Origin of the sequence: Marinomonas ushuaiensis DSM 15871 (genome assembly GCF_000521805.1) — a bacterium.
GTDB lineage: Bacteria > Pseudomonadota > Gammaproteobacteria > Pseudomonadales > Marinomonadaceae > Marinomonas > Marinomonas ushuaiensis.
Map to the genome: position 1 here is coordinate 391,351 of NZ_JAMB01000001.1, position 18,619 is coordinate 409,969.

The following is an 18,619-nucleotide window of genomic DNA, read 5'->3' on the forward strand; positions in this document are numbered from 1 at the left end:
TTGTATGACTCAGTCCTCTAGAATAATGTTATCTGTTCTGGTTAACGCCTTGTTAGTCATGCTTGCCTCATGCGCTTTATATTTGTTAGAAAATAGCTGGCAAGCAAGGGTAGACAGAGAAAATAGAGAGATAAAACAGGAACTGTATTTTAATAAGGCAGAGCGCTATTTAGAAAGAGTTACTTCTAACCTATCAACCGTTATTACGAATTATTCAGGCCTTTGTTCACGTGAATTTGTCATTGATATGCGTAGGAAGCTTTTTAACATTCCCGGTGCTATTGAATTTGGTATTGTTGAGACAGTAAATGAGAAAGGCATGATTGTATGCAGTTCTTGGGGAGAAGGTCTTAATACTGTTGTAAGAAAGCCAGAGTTATCTGATGGTTTTTTAATAACAGGCCCCCATAAAATTAACTCATTAGATGTACCTGTTTATGTCATAAAAAAAACAGTGGACGATGTTGAGTTTAATATTCTCATCAAACAAGACAGCGTAGATGATTTTATTGCTAATAATCCTGAAATATCGATAACTATCAATAACAGAATATTAGGAGAGAAGTATAGAGATTCAAATTTTGTGACTCATCTCTCTTATGTTATCCCTAAGGTTAAAGAAGAAAAAATACATAACGGATACTTTGTTCTTGGGTCTTTTTTAATGTTAGTCATTTTTTACTTTTTGGTGACACCCAGAATAGTAAAACTCATCGAGCGTTATATTCTTCGTTTTAAAATAAAAAATCATTATTATTACAATGAATATCAAGCAATTTTTCATTCTGAAAATGACGAAGTATTTTCTATTGAAGTATTTTTAAGAAGTAAATATGACACTAATATTCAAGAGAGTCTTGATAAAATAAAACATTTAAACTTGAATGTAGATCATACGGTTTTTCAAATAAATCAAATAGAATTAAATTTTGATGACGATTTTATTCAGAAGAATAGTTTTCAAATAAATATTTCTAGTTTACATCTCGAAGATGAAGAATTTATTGCCAAAATGATAAGTTTCGCTCCATCACTTAGAAATCGACTGATTTTAGAAGTTGTAGAAGATGAAGATTTAATGGAGCATAAGGACGTCATTAAGAAACACATGACATTGCTGAAAGGCAAAGGTTATCGTTTTGCTATAGATGATTTTGGTACTTTGTATGCCAGTTTGTCTTATGTGTCAGAATTTGATTTTGACATCGTTAAAATCGATAAGCTTTTCATCGAAAATAACACCAAGAACAATGCGATCCTAAAAGCGATTATCTCTTTAACCAATGAAATTGGGATTGGCTGTATTGCAGAAGGGATTGAAACGGAAGAAGACAAAGAAAAAATGAATAGCTTAGGCATTCACCTTCATCAAGGTTGGTACTACTGTCGCTCTATGAGCGCAGAAGAAATTACTCATTACACTGTCTCTTAATTTCTCAACATGATCTTCCCGTCTCAAACTGAAAAATTCTGTGTACTCGTGGAATCGTTAATAAACCATAAAACAATGATCTAGAGATCTATCTTAGCGCGCGATACGCATCCAGACTTTGCCATTGATCGTATAGGAATGGAATTTCTATCCATATTTAATGTCTATACTTTATTCATCAAGCCACCTCAAGTTAAAACGGTATTAGAACGTGTGTACGCTTTTCCGAATGAAGAGCAAGTTGCTTCGATTCCGGAGCCATTAGGATATGGAAGCCAAGATAGAAACTATTCACCACTTTGGTTGATGTATACGGTTGTTTGGAATGACCCAAGCCAAGCTTATGAGTTGGTCTTTAAACGCAATGGGAGTGCCAGCAACAACACTTTCTAAACCGTCTATTTCGAGGATTAAGTTATTGCGGAATTCACACACGTACGATTTTTTAATAACGCCTTTGCCGCGATAAACGCCGGACCAAGGTTCGTAAGCATACACTTCTTCGTGATTGAAGTGCTCTGTTACCTTACTCATTAATTCTTCTGATACGGAATTGTTTAATAAATCCGTGCGATTGGCAGACACAAATGCGGCGTATTGGAATTCATTCGGACCAGTACAAACTAAACCATGACGATCAATATGCGCTGAAAACATGGTGCTAAAAGGATCACTCCCTTGAGCAACTAATAACCCCTCATACCAAGTGATTTTTGCCCAACGCTCTTCTAGCTCGCGCTGTAAAACTCGGAAAAAAGAATGCTCCGCGCCAACAACACTAGGCTGGCGAACAAGAAGTTTAAGCAGATCAATAAAGTCATCATCAGGCATGCGATAAGGGTCCAAGAATAGGAGAAATCTAAAGCACGTTTATAAACTGAATTTGGTGATTTACATACTGTTTTTTTGTCTGATAGTTTGTCTGTTAAAGTAAGGGCGAAATCGTCTTTTAACTATGAAATTGAGTACAAAACTGTTTCATACTTAAAGATTCAATTGATAGATGAATAACAAGAAAGCGGTTGATTACTTAATTCAACTAAACATCTTTTTCATCTGCTCGTGCTAATAATCGTTCTGTAGATTTTTCGAAATGATCTCTGGTAGCTAACCTAGAGCCTTCTTGATTGGAATGAATTATATTTTCATGTATACAGGTTAACTCGTTGTGGATCAGGGTTATATCTGTCGCCATTATATTTTTTACGGCTACAGAACGTAGGTGTTCATTTAGCCGTGAGTTAATCATTCTTATAATGTCAAGAAAATGTATATTTCCTGATGCTTTTGCAATTGACAGATAAAATGATCGAGAACGATCCAAAATATCTTCAGCCAGTTCGTATGAAGAAGGTATTGGACTCTTTATAATTTTATCATGCAATTCTGCCATTAGCTGTAAATCGTTATGAGTTCTATTAGTTGCAGCAAGTGCCGCAGCCGCAGCTAGATTGCTTGTTTGCAATTGTAAAACCATTGCAAGCTCTTTACGTTTTTTAAAACAAGAGCTACCTATTCTAAAAACAGACTTTTGGTTAGGGTCAGAAATAAACGCACCGACGCCTTGTTTTGATTGTATTAGACCTTCGTACTTGAGCTGTGCAATAGCTTCTCTAACTACGGTTCTTGCAACGCCAAAAGCTAGAGATAAATCGTGCTCTGTTGGAAGCTTTCCACCAGGCTTCAAAACTCCTGAATTAATGTCTCCAGCAAGTTTTTCCGCTATTTCATCTGGTAATCTACGAGGTCTAGCGATTTTTTCATATTGTTGAATCATAGGAATTATCCTTTAAAGCTATGTAAAAAATAGCAATATATGTAATTTAATCATTGAAGACATCATAAGTAAGACGGCATCTTTTACATCTGTAGATTTAAGATACGGTTCATATCAGTAAACAGTTGAATATCAATACATTCTAACATAAATTCGGATTTTAGTAACAACAACATGTTGTCAGACAACATGTTGTTGTGTATTGTTTAGTCAAATATCATTATAAAAACAAGAAATACAAATAAAGAGGAAAAGAAAAAATGATAGATAATGTAAAGGTAGGTTTTGTCGGCCTAGGTGGCATGGGAAGAGGGCTGGTTAAACACCTTTGTTTAAATAATACGCCAGTTTATGTTGCCGATTCTCGTGCTAGTGCGGTGATCGATGCTGTTGATAATCTTGGGGCAATTGCTTGTCCTGACCTTAAAGAAATGGCTATAAAAGTAGATGTTCTTATGTATTGCGTGAGTACAGCAGAAGATATTGAAGGTTTAATATTAGGTGAAGGCGGTATTCTAGAGTATTTGTCTGAGGATAAAATTGTCGTCGATCATACGACAACAAATCCAAATACAGTGGCAAAGCTCAATCGTGCGATTACCAAAGCAGGAGCTAAATATGCTGAAGCCCCTATGACTAGGACACCCGTTCACGCAGATAAAGGCTGTGTAAATATTCTATTTGGTGGAGATGCGGAACTACTAGAAACATTGCGACCACTGTTTAGTTGTTATGCAGAAAATATCTTTCACATAGGTGAGACCGGTCACGCTATTAAACTCAAGCTAATTCATAATTTTATTGCTTTTGCCAATGTGGCTTCTTGGTGTGAGGGTTTTGCTCTTGCCGCTAAAGAAGGGTTGGATATGAATAAGGTTATTGAAATTATTTCTGCGGCGGGCGGTAAAAGTGGAATGATGGATCTCTATGGTGAGTCGACCTTAAACAGAGATTTTACGCCTTTAATGTCACTCAGTAATGCTCAAAAAGATGTCAAATATTATACTGAGTGGCTGGAAGAAGCTGGTTTACCTGGATTTATGGCTGAATCTGTACATCAAACGTATGCTATGGCATCCATTATGGGTCATGGGGATGAGGGGTGCACAGCCGTCATAAAATATTACGAGACATTAACTGGAGTAGAGGCAAAATTTTCTAAGTAATGTTAAACACAGAGATAGCATGGTATTTTTACAATACTTGTTGTCTTACAACCTGATAAAAAACAAATAAAACAATAGAGTCGGGAGACAGAAATGACGTTTATAAAAAAAATAAGTAAAACAATGATCATTACAAGTGCTGTAATCGCGCCATTAATGCTAGCTAATGTAGCTAGCGCTACAACGGTTTTGAAACTAACTCACTTTGCTGCGGAAAGTCACCCTGCGCATATTGCAGCAACTCAAATGGCTGAAAATATGAGTCGCCGAACCAATGGCGAAGTAACAATCAAAATTTATCCGGCTAACTCCCTTGGTTCGCCTCCCGAACAGTTGGAGCAGACTATTTTAGGTGTAACGGATATGAACCTTCCCACTCAAGGAGCTTTGGATAAATACGAAAAAGCATTCGCCACCGTAATGAGCCCATTTGCATTTCGAGATTATAAACAAGCCCACGAAGTACTTGATGGACCTTTCAATGATTGGGTTGCTCCAAAATTAGAGAAGCAAGGTTTAATTCTTTTATCGAATTGGGAATATGGGTTCCGCAATATTACAAATAATAAGCGACCAATTAATTCTCCTGAAGATTTAAAAGGCATAAAGTTACGTACTCCATCAGAAATACAATTAGTTGCTGCAATGGAAGCTGCAGGAGCCTCTGCAACACAAATTGCCTTTCCTGAACTACCTATGGCACTAAATTCAAATGTTGTAGATGGTCAGGAAAATCCAATAGGTGTTATTTATCATTATAAACTGTTTGAAATTCAAAAATATTTATCTATAACTCGCCATTCTTATAACAGTATGGTCAATGTTATTAATAAAGATTCTTTTGATCGACTTACTAAAAACCAGCAAAAAATATTAATGGAAGAAAGTAAAAAATCTAGTAAATTAATGAGAAAATTAGTTGCAGACCAAGAGACAGCGGAAATTATTGCTATGGAAAAACTTGGACTTTTAATTAACTATCCAGATCCATCGGAATTTAAAAAAGTAATGGCTCCTGCTTATGATCGAATTGCAGAATATGCGGGTAAAGAAAATATGGATAAATTTTTATCTCTGATTAAATAATTGATTTTGTATTAGGGTTCTAATATTAGAGCCCTGTTTTTTATAATCAGTATGAGTAAATACTATGCTTTCTCTTGTTATTATTTTTGGTTTGGTTCTGCTAATTTTTTTAGGTTTACCTATAGCGATAAGTTTAGGTTTAACAGCAGTAACAACATATTTAGCTCTTGATATGTCGTTCTTGTTAAAAATGTTACCTCAGCGAATGTATTCCGCTACGACATCTTTTACCTTATTAGCTATCCCTTTCTTTATTCTTGCTGGAAGTCTAATGAATACGGGGGGGATTACAGAAAGAATTTTTCGATTCGCAGGTGCTCTAGTAGGACATATAAGAGGAGGCTTAGGGCAAGTAAATATAGTTGCTAGTTTGATTTTTTCTGGAATGTCGGGAGCGGCTGTAGCGGATGCAGTAGGTCTTGGTCAGGTTGAGCTGAAAGCAATGAATGATAAAGGTTATGATCCAAAATTTTCAGCAGCAGTGACAGCAGCATCGTCCACTATAGGTCCTGTTTTTCCACCAAGTATCCCTTTTGTTATTTACAGTAGTATTACTGGCGTTTCTGCTGTGCAGTTGTTTTTAGCAGGTGTGGTTCCAGGGTTGTTAATGGCTTTAATGTTAATGCTGGCAGTATATTTTGTATCGGTTGCTAGAAACTATCCTAAAGAAGGTCGGGCTTCGTTTAAAGAAATTTTATTATCCGCTAAAGAGTCAATATTACCACTACTTACTCCTATCATTATTATTGTAGGAATTATGGGTGGGACATTTACTCCAACAGAGGCTGGTGCAATAGCCTGTATTTATGCCGCATTTTTGGGCCTATTTGTTTATAAAGAACTTACTGTTAATGATTTAATTCCTATTTTATGGGATACATTAAGACATACATTAAGAGTTATGTTCGTAATAGCAGCTGCTGGTTTTTTTGGATGGCTTCTTATTCATCAGAGCATTCCAGATAAATTGGTAAATATATTGATTTCAATTTCTGATAGTAAATATATAACACTTGCGATTATTGTTTTTATTCTTCTTATTCTGGGTATGTTTTTAGAAGGAATAGCTATTATTGTTATTGCGGTTCCTTTATTTATGCCTGTTATTAATAGTTTCGGTATAGATCTAGTTCAGTTTGGCGTTATTATGGTTATGACCTCAATGGTCGGACTTTTGACACCTCCTGTTGGAATGGTTTTATTTGCTGTATCTAGTGCATCACGGGTTCCAATAGGAGTCTTGTCAAAAGAATTATGGCCGTATTTGTTAGGTATATTTGTTGTTCTAATGATGGTTACCTACATTCCATCTGTTTCTACATTCCTTCCAAAAATAATGATGGGGAATTAGTTATGTCTTTTTTTAACAGTTTAGAAAAATATATATTTAGAATTACTGCAGGAATATCGATCCTTTCTTTCTTATTTATATTAGTTCTTATTCTATTGAATGTATTTAGTCGTTTTTTTGATCTTTACTCTATGAGTTGGATGGGAGAGATTGTTCAAATCTTTTTTTCTTGGATGGTTTTTATAGGTACTTCCGCTCTGTGGATAAAACATGATCATTTTAGAGTGGATTTTTTAAATAAAAAATTTACTAATACTAAATTTGGTTGGTTTTTAGATTTTTTCATTTTGTCATCTTGTTTATTCTTTTTGATCGTAATGACTTGGCAGGGTTATTCACTTACATCAAAAAGCAGTGCAACAACACCTATATTAGGAATTCATACAGCTATCAGTTATGCAAGTATTCCTATATCAGGTTTTATTATGTCTTTGTTTTGCGTGCGTGATTTCTACGCATTGTTTACTGGTAACGAGTCAGCATCAATTGAGCTTGTTGTTGATGATCTTTAATAATAGAAAAAGGTTAATAAAATGATTTACGATGTTCGTACATATACTTGCCGTCCAGGCACAATAAAAAAACATCTCGCCTTATATGAAGAATTTGGTCGTGATGTTCAATTTAAACATTTGGGTGACCCACTAGCATACTTGATTACTGAAACTGGAATGCTAAATTCATACATTCACATTTGGGTGTATGACAGCGTGGAAGATCGCGCTGCTAAACGTAAGCGTATGCAGGAAGATCCAGCGTGGACTAAATTTCTAAAAGTCAGTTCTGATGCCGCATATTTAGTTAGTCAAGAAAATAGGTTAATGACTTCTGTGTCATTTGCTGAAGCAAAAAGATAGATTTAAATTTATTTATTTTTCTTCCGAATTCTTTTCTTTATTATTGGAAAATAATGGAGAGAATTCCGGAAGAATTTAGAACTTATTTATTAAAATTATTGTGAGAATAATATAGTGCTCGATAATTAATTTAATGACTAATTATTATATTGAGTGGTTTTATTTTTCAGAGAATATTTTTAAAAAAAAACAGTGTGAATAAAAATAATTTTTAAGGTGTTAATATGTCAGTTACTAGTAACTTAATAAGACATGGTGGGAAAATATTAGTTGATCAGTTGAAAATTCAAGGTTGTTCAAGAGTGTTTCTAGTACCCGGAGAAAGTTATTTACCAGTATTAGATGGATTACATGATGCGAACGATATTGATGTTATCGTTTGTCGACAAGAAGGCGGTGCTGCCATTATGGCAGAAGCCCACGGTAAGCTTACAAACGACGTTGGTGTTTGTATGGTTACTCGCGGTCCAGGTGCAACGAATGCCTCATGTGGCGTTCATATAGCGCATCAAGACTCTACTCCTATGATCTTATTTATAGGTCAAGTTGATAGTTCTATGACCGATAGAGAAGCGTTTCAGGAAGTAGACTATCGTCAAATGTTCGGACCGCTTGCGAAATGGGTTGCTGAAATTAATGATATTGAACGTATTCCTGAATATATTAGCAGAGCTTATCATGTAGCAAAAAGTGGTCGACCTGGACCTGTCGTACTTGCTTTGCCTGAAAACGTTCTTTTCAATACTGCCGCTGTTGCTGATGCAAAAATTGCTGTTAATGTTGAAGCCAAAGCGACTATAGAAGATTCTAATTCTATGTTGGCTTTATTAAATAAAGCGGAGCGACCTATCGTAATTGTGGGAGGCGGAGGCTGGACGGCTCAAGCTTCAAATGATCTTGTCACATTTACTGAAAAAACAGGGGTGCCCGTAGCGACTTCATTTCGTTGCCAAGACTATATTGATAACAGCCATAGTCATTATATTGGTGATGTCGGTATTGGAGTAAATCCAAAACTGGCTGAAAGTATTAAAACAGCGGATTTGATTGTTTTAATTGGCTCAAGAATGGGAGAAATGACGAGTAGTGGTTATACGTTACTGGATATACCTAACCCTACACAGAAGTTGATACATGTATTTTCTGACTCTGATGAACTAGGAAGTGTATATCGCCCTGATTTAGCGATTAACGCGAGTCAAAAATCTCTATTGAATCTTTTGTCAGGTATGTCTCTAGAATTTAATACCCAATGGGAAAGCTGGAGAAAGCAATTAAGGGAAGATTATGAAGCGTTTCATCAGCCCGTATTAACCGTTCCTGGTAATGCTAATTTTTCTATTATTGTTAGTGAATTATCAAAGCAGTTACCTAGCAATGCAATCATTACGAATGGCGCCGGAAATTATTGCGCATTTGTTCATCGCTTTTATTCCTATAAGGATTATAGAACACAATTAGCGCCAACATCCGGCTCAATGGGTTATGGCTTACCGGCCGCCGTTGCTGCGAAATTAGAGAAACCAGATGTGCCAGTAGTATGCTTTGCAGGAGATGGTTGTTTCTTAATGCATGGACAAGAGCTAGCAACAGCGGCTCAATATAATGCAGCTATAATCGTTGTTGTGATAAATAACGGTATGTACGGTACGATTAGAATGCATCAAGAGCGCAGCTATCCTGAAAGAAGGGTGGGTACTGATTTACAAAACCCTGATTTTGTTGCATTAGCAAAAGCGTATGGTGGATATGCTGAGCTTGTTGAACATACGAATGACTTTGAAGCGGCTTTTGAAAGAGCTAAAAAACAGCAATGTTTTTCGTTGATAGAATTAAAAGTCGACCCTGAAGCACTTACCGCGAACGCTTCTTTAAGTAAAATTATAAAAGATTCTATAGAAAAATTGTCTAATTAAGGAAGGTTTGAACAAGTTCTCTTATCTTAGGGTGTGGATAAAAGTCTGTTATTCGAGGCGAGTGCCGAATGTAAATAGTTTATCTATTGTTGAGGTGCCCAACAAAGAATACAGTCTTTGAAAGACTGAGACTTAGAAGGTTCGCTCGCACCTTCCTTAATCCCATCTCTGCGTTTTATTGGGCACTTTAAAATTGATCGGAAATTGTTTCCTAGTGATTAGGTCATACCTGATATCTTGATAGAAATATAAATGATTGGTTTTAAAGCCGCTCAAACCTAATCCTACCTTTTTATGTCCTTGAGCCTTCCATAGGCCTAGATAGCATGCTTATGCAGCAAACAACTAGTACTTAGTTAGCATCTCAGACAACCGCTATTTTATAGAATTAGATTGAGCTTCATCACTTCATTAAGAAAATAATGAAGAGATGAAGAGTGTTAAATTATCTCAATCTAGCTTATTGCATCAGTCGACCACTTGTTATTGACTAAACGCATTACCGAATCAGGGTTAGCATTTTTCAACTCGATAGGTAATAAAGCGTCTGGCGTATTTTGATAACAGACAGGACGTATAAAGCGCTCAATAGATCGAGTGCCAACAGACGTGGTTTGACTTGCTGTACTGCTAGGGTAAGGGCCTCCGTGAGACATTGCGGAACTCAGCTCAACGCCGGTGCCATAACCATCAAACAAAATCCTACCGACACGTTGCTGTAGAACCGGTAGCAGTTGGCTAGCTAGATCTTGATCCGCTTCTTCAGAAAATAATGCCGCCGTTAGGTGTCCGCCTAGACTTTTAGCAACGGCTAATAGTTGATCACTGTCTTCACAACAGACAACAAGCGTAGATGGGCCAAATACTTCTTCTTCTAACTCTGTCTGTTTTAAGTAATCGACAGCATCGACACTGAATAGATTTACTTGCGCTTGGCTGGCTTTACTATCAGCACTTTCACCACTGGCAATTTTTGTAAGGCTTGGCATTGCTTCACGTGTTAAACAAGACTGTTGATAGCTTTTACAAATACCTGCCGTCAGCATAGACGCGGCGTTTAACGCTGGTGTTTTTTCAGCAAGTGAGGCGAGAAGTCTATTTAATGATTGGCCTTTGATAGCAATTAAGATACCTGGGCTAGTACAAAACTGACCTACGCCCATCATGAGAGCACCAATAAATGAAGACGCTATTTCTTCCGCGTTAGCATCAAGTGATTTCGGTAGCAAAAATACTGGATTAGTAGAGCCTAATTCACCATAAAAAGGAATAGGTTCAGGGCGGCCAACAGCTAAATTATAAAGTGCACGTCCACCAGTAATAGAACCTGTAAAACCTACCGCTTTTACTTTAGGATCAGTGACTAAGCCAGCACCAATTATTCGACCATCACCATGTAACATGGAAAACACACCGCTAGGTATACCACATTGTTTAATCGCTGCGACAATCGCTGATGCCACTATTTCAGAGGTACCTGGGTGTGCATTATGGTTTTTAACAATAACGGGGCAGCCGGCCGCCAATGCGGATGCGGTGTCACCGCCAGCGACAGAGAAGGCTAATGGGAAGTTACTTGCTGAAAATACAACAACAGGGCCCAGGGGAACTTGAGTCAATCTAATATCAGGTTTAGGTAATGGCTGACGATCTGGTTGTGCAAGATCGATTACAGGGCGTTTCCAGTCTCCATCTTCTAATAATTGTGCAAACATATTTAATTGTCCGATTGTTCTGCCCAGTTCGCCGTTAATGCGAGATTCTGGTAAAGCTGTTTCCCAAGTGGCGCGTTGGACGATGGCAGAGCGTACTTTTTCGAGCTCAATGCCTATAGTGCGCAGAAACGTTGCTTTTTTCTGATCACTATATTGGCTATATATATCAAATGCTTGCGATGCTGCGAGAGTAGCTGCTTGTGCTTGAGCAGTGCTCGCGTTACTGAAAGTCTCGCTAGACTGCTGTCCATTACTTGGATTGCTTGCATTGAAATTATTGCCTTCTCCCTGTAACCATTCACTAGCGATTAAGATTTTTCCTGAGATGTTCATATTCGTTTTCCTTGTGTTGGATTTTAATTGAATTCAGTATAGAGAGACGCTTGAATGGCGACAAAAGAGTTCTTCTCAGCTTATGGATGAGCGTTTGCTCATGTATACTATATAAATCAATTATTACTGGGTGTGAACATGGCATTACCGTCGCTAAATAGTTTACGTACTTTTGAAAGTGCGGCTAGATTGAGCAGTTTTTTACTGGCTGCAGAAGAGCTTTTTATTTCACCTTCCGCGGTCAGCCATCAAATTAGACAATTGGAACAACGGTTGGGCGTTACGTTATTTGTGCGATTAGATCGGCAGGTGGTTTTAAGCGCAGAAGGTGAGCGTTACTATCCGCAAGTGAAGCTAGGAATAGAGACATTATTAAGAGCAACTGAGCAGTTAACAGATCAAGCTTTAGTTACCAATCAAGAAATTAAAATGTCAATCGTCCCCTTTTTTGCGACTCGTTGGTTACTGCCAAAGCTAGCAAGTTTTAGGGCATCACAACCAAACTGGCAATTAAAAGTACAGACTAGTACGAGCTCGTCCGATTTTAATAAAAGTAATTTTGATTTAGCTATTCGTCGAGGTGTTGGTCCCTGGAATGGAATGATAGCAAAAAGATTATGTCGCGAACGCCTTGTAGCCGTTTGTCGAAATGACATATTTACGAGCATTAAACAGGTGATAGATCTGTTAGATCTGCCATTACTTTTTAATGCAAATGTAATGACTGAATGGCATGAATGGTTTTCGACACAGCAGTTGGCTTTTAACGATCCAGAAGTATCTTTTGATTTTCAAAATACATCGCAAATATTGGATGCCTGTATTGCTGGTACTGGCGTGGCGTTGATAGATCCTATATTAATCAAAGACGAACTCGATCAAGGGAAGTTACGACAAATTTTTCCAGTAAGTGTCGCTAGTCAAAGGCATTATTTTATTGTTTATCCGCAGCAATCTGAGCAGCAAGAAAGTATTCAGTTATTTGAAAAATGGCTATTTGAGCAATTAGCAATGGATCCATTAATGGTGGGGCGATGTGATTAAGATGCTGAATTTTCTCAGAAATAAACGGCTTAGATAAAGCCGCTTATTTAATGATTTCATTTAGTCAATGATGTTCAGTTCTTGTTTAATTAAGAAAATACACAAAATATTATGTCTGTATCTCTGCTGTCAGAGATCATTTTAGTGAAGCAGTTTACTCACGGTCGTTGAAACGTGTTCGGCACCAGCTCGAATGTGTCCTATGATCGATGCCGCTTGGTTAATAAGCTGAGCATTTTCAAGCGAGCGCTGGCTCACATTATCCATGTTTGTTTTTGCCTGACGAGTTAAGCTGCTGTTTTGTGCAACCATATCTTCAATCTCAACAGTTGAAGTACTGGTGCGAGCCGCTAGGGTTCTTACTTCATCGGCAACGACTGCAAAGCCTCGACCATGTTCTCCAGCTCGTGCGGCTTCAATGGCAGCGTTTAAAGCAAGTAGATTCGTTTGATCTGCAATAGAGCCAATTGTCGTGACAATTTTAGCGATGTTTTCAGATTGAACATTGAGTTGCTCGATCAACTGAGTTGCAGTTTCAATCTCAAGGACAATTTTGTCGGATGTTTCAACAGTACGACTGAGTATTTCAGCACCGTCTGCAGAAGCTTTCGATGTTTCTACTGAGGTGGAGTGAGCAACTTCTGCAGCTTCTTGAGTCGCGTGTTGCTCGTTAATGCTTTGGGTAATGTCAGACGCTACCTTGAGTACCTTTACAACTTGGCCTTCATCATCAAAAATAGGGTTGTAGCTGGCTTCGAGCCATACTTTTCGACCTTGTTTATCAATTCGCTCAAATTTACCTGTAATAAAGTGCCCTTGTGCTAGGTCTTTCCAGAAATTAGGGTTTTCTTGATAGAAGTCATTTGTACAGAATTTACGATGATGCTGACCAACGACTTCCTTAATTGGGTAACCCATTGCGTCTAGGAAGTTTTTGTTGGCAGTGATGATTGTTCCATCTGGTTGGAATTCAATAGTGGCAGAAGAGCGATCAATGGCTTTGAAAACGGCCACTTGTCTGTCTGATATCTCTTTTGCTTTTGTCACATCTGCTGCAATTTTTACGACTTTTACAATTTTTCCTTCTATCTCAATAGGAAAATAAGTCGCTTCCAGCCATAAGTCTGATCCGTCTTTTCGTTGACGTAAAAATGTACCTTGTTGGCTTTTTCCTGCAGCGAGAGATGGCCAAAAGTTCTTATATTCTGTGCTTTGAGCGATTTCTTCAGGACAAAAGATAACGTGCTTTTTGCCTTGTACTTCTTCTAATGAATAACCGGCAGCACCTAAAAATTGTGTATTTGCGTCTAATATAGTGCCGTCAGGCAGAAAGCTTATGGTGGCGCAGAACTTGCTCATAGCATCAATGAACGCGCTATTTTGAATTGCTTCTATTTGTGCTTCTGCGTTTTCAGGTGGTGCTTGTTTTTTAAAGAACATGTTGGATTTCCATTATGTAATGTTTAGTTTCCTAATGCATATACGTTCTTAACACTACATTGGATCAGTTATTCTGTTACTTCTGAGAATTCGGTCTTAATTTCTAAAAGTTTTGGCAATACTTGTTTTAATAATGGCGGAATAGCAGGGTCAAAATGCGAGCCTGATTGTTCAAAGATGTAATTAACGGCCTCATCAATAGACCATGCTCTTTTATAAGGACGTTCACTGGTTAAAGCGTCAAAGACATCGGCAACGGCTATAAGCCTTCCTTCAATAGGTATGTCGTCTTTGGATAAACCGTTGGGGTAGCCTGAACCATCCCACTTTTCGTGATGTGAGAGCGCCATAATATGGGCTAATTGAATAAGGTGAGAGCGAGGGTTAGATAAAATCTCAGCACCAATTTGCACATGAGTTTTCATTATTTCATATTCTTCAGCGGTGAGTTTTCCCGGTTTTAACAAAATATTGTCGGCAATCCCTATTTTTCCAATATCGTGCATAGGCGCAGCCATCATAAGATCGTTGGCGTAGTCTTCACAAAACCCATAAGCCAGGGCAAGTTCACGGGTATAACGGCTCATTCGCTGTACGTGCATGCCTGTTTCGTTGTCTTTGTATTCTGCTGCACGGCCTAATCGTTGAATGAGATCAAGGTGGGTCTGGTGCAGCTTGGCAACACTGGTTAAAGATAAATGCGTTTTAACACGAGCTAAAACAACCGCAGGCACAACAGGCTTAGTAATGTAGTCTACTGCGCCAATGTCAAAACCTTGCTCTTCATCTGCCGCGTCTTTTAGTGCTGTTACGAAGATTACCGGAATCTCTTTGGTTGCCGCATTGCTTTTCAGTGTTCTGCACACCTCATGACCTGTCATGTTTGGCATCATTACATCTAAAAGAATGAGATCTATTTCCTCTTTCGCAATGAGATCTAACGCCGCTTCTCCAGATTTGGCAAAAGACAATTTATAATAGTCTTGGAGAATGTGTCGTAAGATTCTTAAATTTGTTGGTTCGTCGTCTACCAATAAAATACGTGGTGATATTTTTTTATCGATTATCACGCCGCTTCCTCAATCATTGTCTTTAATTCAATTAGTATGGCTGACGCAGCGTCGAAGTCAAAATCTAAGAGTGCGTTTCTTACCCCAATTGCTTTGCTTTTCATATTTAGGCAAATATTGGCGACAAAATAGTCGATTTTAGGATCGTCCACTTCACCTGCGCTCGTTAATTTTATCAGCTCATCTATCAGCTCTAGCAACGCTTCTTTAGACATCTTTTGATACGTTGTTTGGTCGTTGTCGGCATTTTCTATTAAATGTGTACTGCTAAGTTCATCCAATTCTTGTTCAAAACTTGCCATGTAGTCTTCAAGTTTTTGAATAACACCGAAACACTCAGTACCGTTTTCTGCTTTGGCGGCACCTTCTATTGCGGTGGCTTGTTTACTAATGGTTAGCAAGGCCAAGTTACTTGATGAACCTTTAATTGCATGTGCGAGGGTATGAATTTCAGAGAACGCCTTGTTTTCTAAGTGACGTTTCAAGGTTTCGATTAAAGAGTTATGGAGCGCTAAAAAATGACCTAATTCAGTTAAATAAACTGGCACTTCACCCCATAGCTTCAAGCCTTTTTCGAAATTGATCTGTTTTTTAACGCAGACCTCAGATTGATCTAGTTCAGTTACTTCTTGTTCTATGGTTTCGACATTTAACACACGTGCCATTTCTATGGTTAGTGCATTAACATCGATAGGCTTGTTGGCAAATCCGTCCATACCTGCACGTTGTGCTTCGAGTTTGTCTTCCAGTAATACGTTAGCCGTCAGAGCGATAATAGGAGTACGAGATAAGCTGTTGTCTTTTTCGTAGGTTCGGATGATTTGGGTCGCTGTTAAACCATCCATTACGGGCATTTGAATGTCCATTAAAATGAGGTCTGGCTGAAGCTTTTTAAATTGAGTCACGACTTCGGCGCCGTCTTCGGCCAAATGCACTTCATGGCCTTGGCGTTGAAGAATAATCGTCAGCAAAGTGATGTTCTGTTCTACATCGTCGGCAATAAGAATGCGTTTGGAGGCCAACATTAGGTTTGATTTTTCTTTATTAACAGGTACAAGTTCTGCTTCTTTGAGTGGTAAATCCACATAAAAACAACTGCCCACATTTAACTCACTTGTTGCATGGATTTGACCTCCCATCAGCTCAACAAGTTGTTTCGATATGGTTGTTCCTAAACCAGTTCCACCAAAACGTCGACTCATCGAAGCGTCAGCTTGAGTGAAAGGATCAAAAATCTTATGCAACCTTTCTGCTGGAATGCCTATGCCGGTGTCAGTGACTGCGAAACGAAGATCACCATTTTCTTGTCTGGATATATCAAGCGTTACACTGCCGATTTCAGTGAACTTTATGGCGTTACCAATTAGATTCATTAAAACTTGATGAATACGGCCTTCAGCCCCCAAATAGGCTTTTCCAACACTGTCTTCAATGGTGAAGCTTAAATCTACATTTTTGGTTTTGGCTTGCAACCATAATGTTGAAATGACGGTGTCGACCATATTCATCAGATCGAAAGGCAGCTCATCCAATTCCAACTTATTTTTATCCAGCTTGGCGCTGTCCAAAATATCGTTTAACAAATGCAGTAGTGCGCGACCGGATTTACTGATGGTACTGAGGTGTTTTTTGTTTTCAGCAGAGATGTCTGACTCTAATAAAATGTCAGAGAAGCCAATGATGGCATTCATCGGTGTGCGAATTTCGTGACTCATGTTTGCAAGGAAAGCCGACTTACTTTCAGCAGACTGCTCGGCTTTGAGCTTCGCTTGACGTAAATCCACTTCCATTTCAATTCTAGACGAAATGTCTAGGATTACGCCGTCAATCCACTGCGGTTCATTATTTTCATCGAAAGCCAAAGAACCATTTTCCAGTACCCAAAGGTAATGGCCATTTTTGTGTTTGGAACGATATTCTACGGTATAAGTACCGTTGCCGTTTTTTGCAACATTCACCGCTTCCAAGAGTTTTTCATTATCTTCTGGGTGAATAAGATCCGCTAAAGATGCATTGCCATTATGGAAGTCTTCTACTTTCCAGCCTGATAGTTTTTCAATGGCGTCACTAATAAACAGAATGTCCCAGTTTGTGTTCAACTTACATCGAAACGAAGCACCAGGAATATTCTTAATCAAAGAACTGTATTGCTCTTCGTTTTTACGAATGGTTTCTTCCATAGCGCGACGAGCAGAAATGTCTGTGACGAAGCCAACAAAAAGAGGATCGAAACCATCGAGTTTAACTTCGCCAATCCCTAAACGAATTGGGAAAATGTGACCATCTCTGTGTAAGGCTGTCACTTCTTGCTCGATACCGATGGCTTTTTTGAAACCTGTGTTTCTGTAATTGGATAAATAGCTGTCGTGTTCTCTTTGATAAGGCTCAGGCATTAAAATAGAAACATTTTGCCCAATTACTTCCACTTCACTCCAACCAAAAATACTTTCAGCAGCATTGTTGAACTCTTGGATAGTACCTTTATGATCAATGGTGATAATACCGTCAACCGCTGTGTCTAAAGTGGTGGATAAGCGAAGTTCATTTGACGTTTTTTCCAGCAAAAGCTGACGATAACGAAGCTGAGAGGCGATATTGGTTGCCAGTATGGATATTAACAAAGTGGCAACAGATACCGCTAAAGATAAGTAATAATTATCTACTCCTGTCTCTTGTTGCATATGATGCATGTGCTGATCATGCGTAGAGTTAGGGAGAGAAATATAGCGAGCGCCTGTCATGCCGGTATAATGCATGCCCGATATCGCCGCACCCATAATCGTCGCACCCAAAGCATTAACGATACCTTCGTGTAAATTTGGGTATATTTTGAGAATGTAGTAGCGAGTTGCCAAAGCAATAATCGCGAGCCCTGCCGCAACTACGATCGACAAAGCAAACCAATAAGGGTCGTAGCGTAAAATGACGTTCATTTCCATGGCCGCCATTCCCATGTAATGCATGGTGCCTATGCCTAGGCCGACAATGGTGCCGCCGAAGACCAATTCCCAAGGCGACAATTGATCTTTGATCAATAGATTCAATGTGATGTAAGACGCAATGACACTAGGAATAATAGAAAACAGAGTCAGCCAAGGCTCGTAGCTAACAGAATGTCCCATGTCGTACGCCAACATACCAACAAAGTGCATACTCCAAATGCCACCGGCCATAACAAAAGAGCCAGAAATAACCGCAATGTTTTTGTGTTTCTTAGTCGCAATGTGTTGAGCCACTGAGGCGAAATGCAGGGAGAAAAACGACGCAGAAGACGACAACAAGATAGACAAAAATACGAGCCAATAATTATAAGTGCCCATATCCGTTTGATAATTTGTCATATCAAAAACAAAAAAATCTTGAAGCCAATTCATGTAAATGCGCCTAATTCCTGAAATAAAAGGATATAAAGTTAAAAACAAAAATCAAAAA

Annotated in this window: 14 protein-coding genes; 8 read left to right on the forward strand and 6 right to left on the reverse strand. The window is 38.4% G+C overall.

Annotated elements, in window-relative coordinates; genetic code table 11:
• The first annotated feature begins 4 nt into the window (after positions 1-4).
• The gene (locus MUS1_RS01785; RefSeq protein WP_084035523.1) at positions 5-1,432 is read left to right on the forward strand and encodes an EAL domain-containing protein; all 1,428 of its coding nucleotides are present in this window, start codon (positions 5-7) and stop codon (positions 1,430-1,432) included.
• A 291-nt stretch (positions 1,433-1,723) separates the two neighbouring features.
• Here MUS1_RS01785 and MUS1_RS01790 read toward each other — a convergent pair whose 3' ends face one another.
• On the reverse strand, positions 1,724-2,263 hold the full coding sequence (locus tag MUS1_RS01790) for a hypothetical protein (RefSeq protein WP_245595710.1): 540 nt from the start codon (positions 2,261-2,263) through the stop codon (positions 1,724-1,726).
• A 208-nt stretch (positions 2,264-2,471) separates the two neighbouring features.
• Complete coding sequence (locus MUS1_RS01795) at positions 2,472-3,209, reverse strand: FadR/GntR family transcriptional regulator (protein WP_036158247.1); 738 nt, start codon at positions 3,207-3,209, stop codon at positions 2,472-2,474.
• 260 nt (positions 3,210-3,469) lie between these two features.
• Between MUS1_RS01795 and MUS1_RS01800 the strand changes: the two genes are divergently transcribed.
• The 6 genes from MUS1_RS01800 to MUS1_RS01825 all read left to right on the forward strand — a co-directional run bounded on the left by MUS1_RS01800 (position 3,470) and on the right by MUS1_RS01825 (position 9,585).
• Positions 3,470-4,375 carry an NAD(P)-dependent oxidoreductase gene (locus MUS1_RS01800; protein ID WP_036158249.1) on the forward strand — a complete coding sequence of 302 codons (906 nt, stop codon included), beginning with the start codon at positions 3,470-3,472 and terminating at the stop codon, positions 4,373-4,375.
• Positions 4,376-4,468: 93 nt separating this feature from the next.
• The gene (locus tag MUS1_RS01805; protein ID WP_051436043.1) at positions 4,469-5,461 is read left to right on the forward strand and encodes a DctP family TRAP transporter solute-binding subunit; all 993 of its coding nucleotides are present in this window, start codon (positions 4,469-4,471) and stop codon (positions 5,459-5,461) included.
• A gap of 64 nt (positions 5,462-5,525) precedes the next feature.
• Positions 5,526-6,812 (forward strand): TRAP transporter large permease, encoded by a 1,287-nt coding sequence (locus tag MUS1_RS01810; protein WP_036158252.1) that lies wholly within the window; start codon positions 5,526-5,528, stop codon positions 6,810-6,812.
• A 2-nt stretch (positions 6,813-6,814) separates the two neighbouring features.
• Entirely contained in the window at positions 6,815-7,324 is a 510-nt protein-coding gene (locus MUS1_RS01815) for a TRAP transporter small permease (RefSeq protein ID WP_036158254.1), read from the forward strand.
• A 21-nt stretch (positions 7,325-7,345) separates the two neighbouring features.
• Positions 7,346-7,669 carry an NIPSNAP family protein gene (locus MUS1_RS01820; RefSeq protein WP_036158257.1) on the forward strand — a complete coding sequence of 108 codons (324 nt, stop codon included), beginning with the start codon at positions 7,346-7,348 and terminating at the stop codon, positions 7,667-7,669.
• Between the two features lie 224 nt (positions 7,670-7,893).
• On the forward strand, positions 7,894-9,585 hold the full coding sequence (locus MUS1_RS01825) for a thiamine pyrophosphate-binding protein (protein WP_036158259.1): 1,692 nt from the start codon (positions 7,894-7,896) through the stop codon (positions 9,583-9,585).
• A gap of 455 nt (positions 9,586-10,040) precedes the next feature.
• On the opposite strand, the gene MUS1_RS01830 is transcribed toward MUS1_RS01825, so the two are convergent.
• Positions 10,041-11,633, reverse strand: a complete 1,593-nt coding sequence (locus MUS1_RS01830) for an aldehyde dehydrogenase (NADP(+)) (protein WP_036158262.1) — start codon at positions 11,631-11,633, stop codon at positions 10,041-10,043.
• Positions 11,634-11,771: 138 nt separating this feature from the next.
• On the opposite strand from MUS1_RS01830, the gene MUS1_RS01835 reads away from it, so the two are divergent.
• Positions 11,772-12,677 (forward strand): LysR substrate-binding domain-containing protein, encoded by a 906-nt coding sequence (locus tag MUS1_RS01835; RefSeq protein WP_036158264.1) that lies wholly within the window; start codon positions 11,772-11,774, stop codon positions 12,675-12,677.
• 141 nt (positions 12,678-12,818) lie between these two features.
• On the opposite strand, the gene MUS1_RS01840 is transcribed toward MUS1_RS01835, so the two are convergent.
• The 3 genes from MUS1_RS01840 to MUS1_RS01850 form a co-directional block, all read right to left on the reverse strand.
• On the reverse strand, positions 12,819-14,117 hold the full coding sequence (locus MUS1_RS01840) for a methyl-accepting chemotaxis protein (protein ID WP_036158267.1): 1,299 nt from the start codon (positions 14,115-14,117) through the stop codon (positions 12,819-12,821).
• Between the two features lie 68 nt (positions 14,118-14,185).
• Entirely contained in the window at positions 14,186-15,187 is a 1,002-nt protein-coding gene (locus tag MUS1_RS01845; RefSeq protein ID WP_036158269.1) for a response regulator, read from the reverse strand.
• Complete coding sequence (locus MUS1_RS01850; protein WP_051436044.1) at positions 15,184-18,561, reverse strand: PAS domain S-box protein; 3,378 nt, start codon at positions 18,559-18,561, stop codon at positions 15,184-15,186. The genes MUS1_RS01845 and MUS1_RS01850 overlap by 4 nt, the downstream gene beginning before the upstream one ends.
• Between the last annotated feature and the right edge of the window lie 58 nt (positions 18,562-18,619).

Bases quoted from the DNA above. Each gene is read 5' to 3' on its own strand.
- MUS1_RS01810 (WP_036158252.1), top strand. From the start codon at position 5,526: ATGCTTTCTCTTGTTATTATTTTTGGTTTGGTTCTGCTAATTTTTTTA.
- MUS1_RS01795 (WP_036158247.1), bottom strand. From the start codon at position 3,209: ATGATTCAACAATATGAAAAAATCGCTAGACCTCGTAGATTACCAGAT.
- MUS1_RS01800 (WP_036158249.1), top strand. From the start codon at position 3,470: ATGATAGATAATGTAAAGGTAGGTTTTGTCGGCCTAGGTGGCATGGGA.
- MUS1_RS01790 (WP_245595710.1), bottom strand. From the start codon at position 2,263: ATGCCTGATGATGACTTTATTGATCTGCTTAAACTTCTTGTTCGCCAG.
- MUS1_RS01840 (WP_036158267.1), bottom strand. From the start codon at position 14,117: ATGTTCTTTAAAAAACAAGCACCACCTGAAAACGCAGAAGCACAAATA.
- MUS1_RS01850 (WP_051436044.1), bottom strand. From the start codon at position 18,561: ATGAATTGGCTTCAAGATTTTTTTGTTTTTGATATGACAAATTATCAA.
- MUS1_RS01815 (WP_036158254.1), top strand. From the start codon at position 6,815: ATGTCTTTTTTTAACAGTTTAGAAAAATATATATTTAGAATTACTGCA.
- MUS1_RS01805 (WP_051436043.1), top strand. From the start codon at position 4,469: ATGACGTTTATAAAAAAAATAAGTAAAACAATGATCATTACAAGTGCT.
- MUS1_RS01835 (WP_036158264.1), top strand. From the start codon at position 11,772: ATGGCATTACCGTCGCTAAATAGTTTACGTACTTTTGAAAGTGCGGCT.
- MUS1_RS01820 (WP_036158257.1), top strand. From the start codon at position 7,346: ATGATTTACGATGTTCGTACATATACTTGCCGTCCAGGCACAATAAAA.
- MUS1_RS01825 (WP_036158259.1), top strand. From the start codon at position 7,894: ATGTCAGTTACTAGTAACTTAATAAGACATGGTGGGAAAATATTAGTT.
- MUS1_RS01830 (WP_036158262.1), bottom strand. From the start codon at position 11,633: ATGAACATCTCAGGAAAAATCTTAATCGCTAGTGAATGGTTACAGGGA.
- MUS1_RS01785 (WP_084035523.1), top strand. From the start codon at position 5: ATGACTCAGTCCTCTAGAATAATGTTATCTGTTCTGGTTAACGCCTTG.